5 protein-coding genes and 1 pseudogene are annotated in these 6,607 nt (G+C 65.7%); 2 read left to right on the top strand and 4 right to left on the bottom strand.

Going from position 1 to position 6,607, the window contains the following annotated elements; all coding sequences use genetic code 11:
- Both EET13_RS32420 and EET13_RS32415 read left to right on the top strand, forming a co-directional pair.
- Positions 1–506 (top strand): annotated as a pseudogene (locus EET13_RS32420) (hypothetical protein); the annotation flags it as partial.
- A gap of 1,237 nt (positions 507–1,743) precedes the next feature.
- Positions 1,744–2,775: a PE family protein gene (locus EET13_RS32415; protein ID WP_122444211.1), complete on the top strand. Its 1,032-nt coding sequence runs from the start codon at positions 1,744–1,746 to the stop codon at positions 2,773–2,775.
- Between the two features lie 417 nt (positions 2,776–3,192).
- Here the strand turns inward: EET13_RS32415 and EET13_RS21750 are convergent, their stop codons facing one another.
- The 4 genes from EET13_RS21750 to EET13_RS21735 form a co-directional block, all read right to left on the bottom strand.
- Positions 3,193–4,314 carry a 3-beta-hydroxysteroid dehydrogenase gene (locus EET13_RS21750; RefSeq protein WP_122444210.1) on the bottom strand — a complete coding sequence of 374 codons (1,122 nt, stop codon included), beginning with the start codon at positions 4,312–4,314 and terminating at the stop codon, positions 3,193–3,195.
- Between the two features lie 64 nt (positions 4,315–4,378).
- On the bottom strand, positions 4,379–4,636 hold the full coding sequence (locus tag EET13_RS21745; RefSeq protein ID WP_122444209.1) for an exodeoxyribonuclease VII small subunit: 258 nt from the start codon (positions 4,634–4,636) through the stop codon (positions 4,379–4,381).
- Positions 4,626–5,873: an exodeoxyribonuclease VII large subunit gene (gene xseA, locus EET13_RS21740; protein WP_122444208.1), complete on the bottom strand. Its 1,248-nt coding sequence runs from the start codon at positions 5,871–5,873 to the stop codon at positions 4,626–4,628. Before xseA ends, EET13_RS21745 begins: the two co-directional genes overlap by 11 nt.
- Positions 5,870–6,505 carry a lipid droplet-associated protein gene (locus tag EET13_RS21735; protein ID WP_122444207.1) on the bottom strand — a complete coding sequence of 212 codons (636 nt, stop codon included), beginning with the start codon at positions 6,503–6,505 and terminating at the stop codon, positions 5,870–5,872. Before EET13_RS21735 ends, xseA begins: the two co-directional genes overlap by 4 nt.
- Positions 6,506–6,607 lie beyond the last annotated feature (102 nt).

The raw sequence follows: 6,607 nt of genomic DNA, 5'->3' as shown, positions 1-6,607 counted from the left end.
GCGGCCCAGGCGGTAATGCGTGGCTGTTCGGCAACGGCGGCAACGGCGGGGCCGGCGGGCACGGCGGGGCCGGTGGCACGCCGGCCGGGCCCGGCGGCATGGGCGGCAACGGCGGCGCGGGCGGCAACGGTGCAGCCGGCGGCAACGGCGGAATGCTGGGCGGCTGGGGCGGCAACGGCGGGAATGCCGGCAACGCCGGAATCGGTGGTACTGGCGCTGACAATGACAACCCGTTCGGCAGCGGCGGCCACGGCGGCACCGGCGGCCCCGGCGGCATGGGCGGTAATGGCGGCGGCGCCGGCTACCTTTATGGCAACGGCGGATACGGCGGATACGGCGGCCACGGCGGATACGGTGGTGGCGGCGGCGCCGGCCCCAGCGGCATTCCCGGCTACCCCGGCAACGAGGGTGCCGACGGCGTCGCAGGCTCCGGACCTGATGGGCGCAACGGCGGCAGGGGCGGGGCCGGCGGGGACGGCGGAAACGGGGGACAGGGCTCGTTTTAGGTCACCGGCGACGGCTGTTTCGGCCACGCCGCGCTGCCTGGTGATTGTGGCAACGGCGACGGCGGGCTTGGTGGGCGATGTCGGGCCCACGGCGCCACCGGTTTCGGGCAGTTGCATCCTTGGCATTGGTCGGGTCACAGCCGTCGTCCTCGTGGTGGGCCAGCTGTGCGCGGCGCAGCTGCCGGCCGTGGACGGCACGCTGGTCAGGCAAAACCGGCTTCCGTCTGCTGCCGGCTGCGGCGTGCAGCGGGCCGCCCGGTCAAACGATCCCGCTACCTAATCCTGGGAATCCCCAAACCTGGTGCTGGGCACAAGTACCGCCGCAGCCGTCAACCGCGTCCGGGCCGTCGCCTGGTCCGGCAGACTTCGATGTCTGCTCGACCCAAGTAAGGCGCGGATACCGGGACCAGGGACCTGGCATCACCGCACGACCCGGCGCGGCGCCGCTTAGCCGCGACACGGCACCACGGTCACGTCGTCATCTCAGCAGCCCTCCGGTAAAACCCAGGTCACGTGAAATACCGACGCCCGTACGAAGAAATGTACGCCATATGGCCGATGGTTTTTATAAGGCAATGTTGTATTGATTTAAATGCCATTGCGCTTACATCGTTAGACACATCGCATCGCTATTGAGGATATTCTTAGTCCCGAGCAACTGGGGGCGCATATTTCTCAGGGCTGCATGTTCAGCACAGTGAGTGCATGATGTCGGATGGGGTGGTGTCGCCGCGGTAAGGGTCGTTTCATGGTGCGGGGTGGGCGCAATTGCATCGTGTGAAGCATTACCCGTCGCTGTTAGAGGGGTGAAGTATGTTCGTTGAGTTTAGGTGGTTGCCGTCGGAGTTGACTCGGCTCCGAGGTATTCGGCGTCATGGCGTGGGGCGGCGATCGGGTGGCGATGGTCGGCAGCCGGATCTGCCTGCGGCGACGTCGTCGGTTCAGTCAATGATCATTGGCCATGGCGGCGGCAGCGGTGGTCGAGCACACGCAGGTGTCGTCGGCTTCGGTTCAGGCAGCAGCGGCGACCGAGAGTGCGTAGGCCGAGATGTGGGCACCAGCACCGGGACCGCGGCACCCAACGAGGTAATCTCCCACGGCGGCGTCGCGGCGCTGCTGCACTGCCGCTGGCAGTGCAACATCCAACGTGATGCCGCGAGCCGTGATCGATTAACGCGGCAAACGCCGCACACCTGTTGTCCAACAAGGACATTGGTAGAAACCAGGAGGATGAGCCGTGTCGTACGTGACCATCGTTCCGCAAGCGTTGGAATGCGCGGCAACGGATTTAGCGGCTATCGGATCGGTGTTTAGCGAGGCAAGCACCGCTGCGGCCATCCCGACCACGGGGCTGCTACCCGCCGGCGCCGACGAGGTATCGGCAGCCATGACAACCCTACTGACTCACCAGGGGCAGGCCTGGCAGACCTTGAGTCGCGACTACGAATGGCTTCACCAGCAATTTGTCGACCTGCTCAACGGCAGCACCGTGAAGTATTGGGCGACCGAGATCGAAAACATCGCCGAAAGTGCCCTCAAGACAGCCAATGCCGAGAGCGAATGGCTCGTCGGGCGCCCGATCATCGGCAATGGCGCCAACGGGCTCAATGGCACCGGACAAAGCGGCGGCGCCGGCGGCTGGCTGTGGGGTAACGGCGGCAATGGCGGATCAGGTGCAGCAGGACAAAACGGAGGCAATGGCGGAGCAGCCGGACTCTTCGGTCACGGCGGCAACGGCGGAGCCGGCGGAGCCGGCGCCAACGGCGGCGTGGGCGGCCACGGCGGACTACTGGCCGGCAACGGCGGCAACGGCGGAGCCGGCGGCGCCGGAGGCGCGACTGTCGCCGGCGGCCGCGGTGGGACCGGCGGAAACGGTGGAGCGGCAGGACTTTTCGGCAACGGAGGCGCGGGAGGCGAGGGGGGCAAGAGTGTCGGCGACGCTGTACGCGGCGGCTCGGGTGGAAACGGCGGCGACGGTGGATTGCTTTATGGCAACGGCGGCAACGGCGGCGACGGCAGTCCGGGCGGCGGTCACGGCAGCCTCGGCGGCAACGGCGGCAAGGGTGGCGACGCTCACCTACTCGGTAATGGCGGCAACGGTGGGAATGGTGCCAATGGTGGCACCGGAGGTGCCGGAGGTAAGGGGGGCATGCTGTTTGGGCGGCATGGCAAGCACGGTGTAACGCCGTTCTACGCCGCGTCGGAATCGCCTAGCGCCTACTCAAGCGCGCAACCGACTGACGGCGTAGATAGCTCCGTTGCGCATTAGCCCGGCGGCGCGCAGACGGCCACGGGAAGTAGGTTTGTGAGCACTAGCGCGCTCAGCCCGCTAAGTCTGGCTCGTACAGACACCGTATGAAGCCTGTCGAGTCGTCACCAGCGCGTCGACCACGTCAACTGCTTACGAATTATCAAGTCAGCAGACCGGTTACGACGGAAGGTGCGAAGGCAGCGGCTGTTGCAGCCACGGCGCGCGAGTCGTTTGGGCGAGGAGTCTCGTCTGGGGTTGGTTGGGTTAGCGGCGGTGCCCGGAGATGGCTGTTCGTGGGTTCGGGAAGGCTCATCGCACTGGTCCGCCACCGTGATGTGCTGTGCATTCGCTGAGTTCACTGGCCTGGAGGTCGTAACACGCCGTCGTCAGCCCGGCATTGGCTGACGCGCCGCCCCGCTGGCTCAGGCGCACGCACTATTCCGGTGGTGCCGCGTCGACAACGGACACCAGATGGGGTTTGGCCGCGGCCTTGACCTGCTCGAAAAGGTCCTTGTAGTAGGGCAGGCATTCGGCTAGGGCCTGCTCGGTGGTAAACAGCGGACGGTAGTCCAGATCACGCTTCGCCTTGGCGATCGAAAAGTAGTTGTCCAGGTAAAGTCGTTCCACCGCAAGGGGTTCCAGCGGCGGCTTGGGCAGCCCGAACCGGAAGTGCAACCACTGCCACGCTGACATCGCGTCGCGCACCAAACGTCCGGAAACCCTTATCCGAGGCCAACGTTCGCCGCATGCGGTGACGACAGGCCGAGCGAACTCGAACATGTTGATGGGTTCGGCGTCGTTGATGAAGTACGCCTGCCCGGGTGCGCTGCCGCCGGGAACCAAATGCTGCGCGGCCAAAATGAATCCGTGAATCAGGTTGTCCACGTAGGAGTTGTCCAGCCGCGCCGATTTGCGGCCGACCAAGACCTTCACCTGGCCCTTGACCACGCTTTCGAACAGCTTGCGGAACATCGTCTGGTCGCCGCGGCCCCAGATACCGCTGGGCCGGATGGCGCAGGTGAGCATGCCGTCAATACCGTTCTGCGACAACACGAATCGCTCGGCAGCCACCTTGGTCTCGGTGTAGAGGTCATTGAACCGGCTGGTGTAGGGCATGGTCTCGTCGCCGCCGGCGATGTTCTGGCCGCCCATCACCACGCTGTTGGACGAAGTGTAGACGAACCGCTGCACCCCTGCCCGCTGCCCGCCGTGTACCAGGTTTTCGGTGCCGCCGACGTTGACCGCGAAGCTGCGCTTCCGGTATTCGTCGGTTACCGATGCGCCGCCCATTAGCTCGATGATTGCGGCGGTGTGGAAGATCGTGTCGATGCCGTCGACTGCCGTGGCGCAGGTGGCCGCGTCGGTGATATCACCTTGCAGCAACTCGAGATTGGGGTGCGGGGGGAGCGGCGACGGCGCACGGTCGAAGGAACGCACCTGATAGCCGCGCTCGAGCAGCGTGGTAACCAGGTTGGCCCCGACGAAGCCTGAGCCGCCGGTTACCAGGACGCGGCCGAGCTCAGTTGTCAACGATGCATCACCCATGCGGGGAAGCATAACTGAAACGTGTTCCAGTTCGGAATAACGGTGACCCGGGAAAACCGGCGCGCATTGGTATGCGTTAGTCGTCCGAAGCCGCGCCGGCCGCCAGCGCATCGGTGACCCGTTGCCGAGCGCCAGCTAAGTGCTCCTCACATCTCTTGGCGAGTTGCTCGCCTCTTTCCCAGAGCTTCAGCGACGTATCGAGGTCCAGGCCGCCCTGTTCCAGAAGTCGCACGACCTCGATCAGTTCGTCTCGGCAGGCTTCATAGCCGAGCTGACTAATGGGTGTAATAGAGCCGGTCACATCGTGATTTTCGTCGTTTTCATCAGCCGCCATCGGTTTGTCCTTCACTGACCGCTGCAATGGCGCCGTCGGCAACCCGGACCCGCAGCCTGGTGCCCGCCGGCGCGTCATGGACCGACCGGAGCACCCCGGCCGGTTGCCCGGCGGCCGAAAGCCTCTGCAGCACGGCATAGCCCCGGGCAAGCGTTGCCGCCGGCCCTAACGTGCTCAGTCGGGCCGACAGGTGGCCGACCCGTTCGGTCTCGGCGGCGATCAACCGGTTGACGTCACGGCGAAGCGCCGACCGGGCCCGCTGGATCTCCTCGGCGCGTACCGTCAACGCCTTCAGCGGGTCGGCCAGCACCGGGCGGCTGCGCAGGTGGGCCAGTGCCCGCTCCTCACGAGACACCCAGTTGCGCAGCGCTTGCGCGCTGCGCCGGCGTAGGTCGACGATCAATCGCTGTTCGGCTGCGGTATCGGGAACGACTTTCTTGGCCGCATCGGTGGGAGTGGCGGCCCGCAGGTCGGCGACCAGATCGCACAGCGGGTTGTCGGGTTCGTGCCCGACCGCGCTGATCACCGGGGTGCGGCAGGCCGAGATGGCGCGGCACAGCGTTTCGTCGGAGAACGGCAGCAGGTCTTCGACGCTGCCACCGCCGCGGGCCAGCACGATCACGTCGACCTCGAGGTGGCGATCCAGTTCGCGTAATGCCTCGACGATCTGTACGACGGCGTTGGGTCCCTGCACGGCGGTGTTGCGCACGGCGAACCGCACTCCGGGCCAGCGCACCGTGGCCACCGACGTGACATCGCGCTCGGCTGCGCTCGCTCGACCGGTGATCAGGCCGACCATATTGGGCAAGAAGGGAATTGGGCGCTTGAGCCGCGGATCGAAGAGGCCTTCGGCGTCCAGCAGCCGCCGTAGCCGTTCGATGCGGGCCAGCAGCTCACCGACGCCGACAGCGCGAATCTCGCTGAGCCGCAAAGAGAATGTGCCGCGCCCAGTGTAGAACGACGGCTTGCCGCAGACCACCACCTGGGTGCCTTCGGTCAATTTCACCGGCGCGGCCAGCACCAGGTCACGTGAGCAGGTGACGTTCAGCGACATGTCGGCCGCGGGGTCACGCAGCACCATGAAGACCGTCTTGGAATTGGGGCGCATGGTGATCTGGGCCAGTTGCCCCTCGACCCAGACTGTGCCCAGTCGATCGATCCAGCCCGCAACCCGGATGGCTACCGCGCGTACCGGGAACGGATTCTCGGCCGAGTTTGCATGGGAAGCTTGGGTCACTTGGCCGTCGCGCGGGTGATCCTGTTGGCCAGCAGCGTCTGGAACGGGGCCCGTGCCTTGGTGGCCTGCTCGTAGGCGAGTAAGGCTTCGAGATCGTTGACATCCAGCGATTGCAGTCTGGCGCGCAGTTGGGCCAGTGTCAGCGATGGGTAGTCGAGTTCATCGGCGATCGCGGGCGCCGGGACCGTTGAATTGGATGACGATGCCTTCGATGCCTTGGGTTGTCTGGCCGGAACCGGTTGGGTGGGGGCATTGGCGGCCATGGACTCATCGGGGTCGGACACCGAGTACAACGCGAACCGTCCCGCGGACCGACGGTCTCCACCGCCGGCATCCGAGCCCGGCAGCGCCATGAATGACCCATCCCAGCCCTCGGGGGCCTCGATCTGGTCTTCATCGAAGGTCGCCCATTCCGGCTGCTCGTCCTTCGGCGGGAACAGCGTCTCCAACGTGCTGTCGCCCTTGATGACCAGCTCTGCAAGGTTCTGTTGAAACCGCATGACCAGGTGCGCAGCCTGACTGATCAGGGTCATCGGATACATGAGAATGGTTCGCGGCAGTTTAATCGTCTCCTCGACGGCGACTGTCGCCGCGCCGACCAGTAGCCGAACCCCGTACGGTGCAGTAGCCATGGGTCCAAGACTGCCTCAAGCGGCGGCTAACTCCAAGCGGGGGCGCGGCGAGGCACGGGGTTGTCGTCATGGTTGTGTCATGGCTGTGTCGCCCCCGGCGGC

It is taken from the genome of Mycobacterium attenuatum (assembly GCF_900566085.1).
Classification (GTDB): domain Bacteria; phylum Actinomycetota; class Actinomycetes; order Mycobacteriales; family Mycobacteriaceae; genus Mycobacterium; species Mycobacterium attenuatum.
Note: the sequence above shows the minus strand (reverse complement) of the source record. Positions and strands in the feature narration are given on the sequence as shown.

Coding starts and splice junctions, on each gene's coding strand:
- EET13_RS21750 (WP_122444210.1), bottom strand. CDS start 4,314: ATGCTTCCCCGCATGGGTGATGCATCGTTGACAACTGAGCTCGGCCGC.
- EET13_RS21745 (WP_122444209.1), bottom strand. CDS start 4,636: ATGGCGGCTGATGAAAACGACGAAAATCACGATGTGACCGGCTCTATT.
- EET13_RS21735 (WP_122444207.1), bottom strand. CDS start 6,505: ATGGCTACTGCACCGTACGGGGTTCGGCTACTGGTCGGCGCGGCGACA.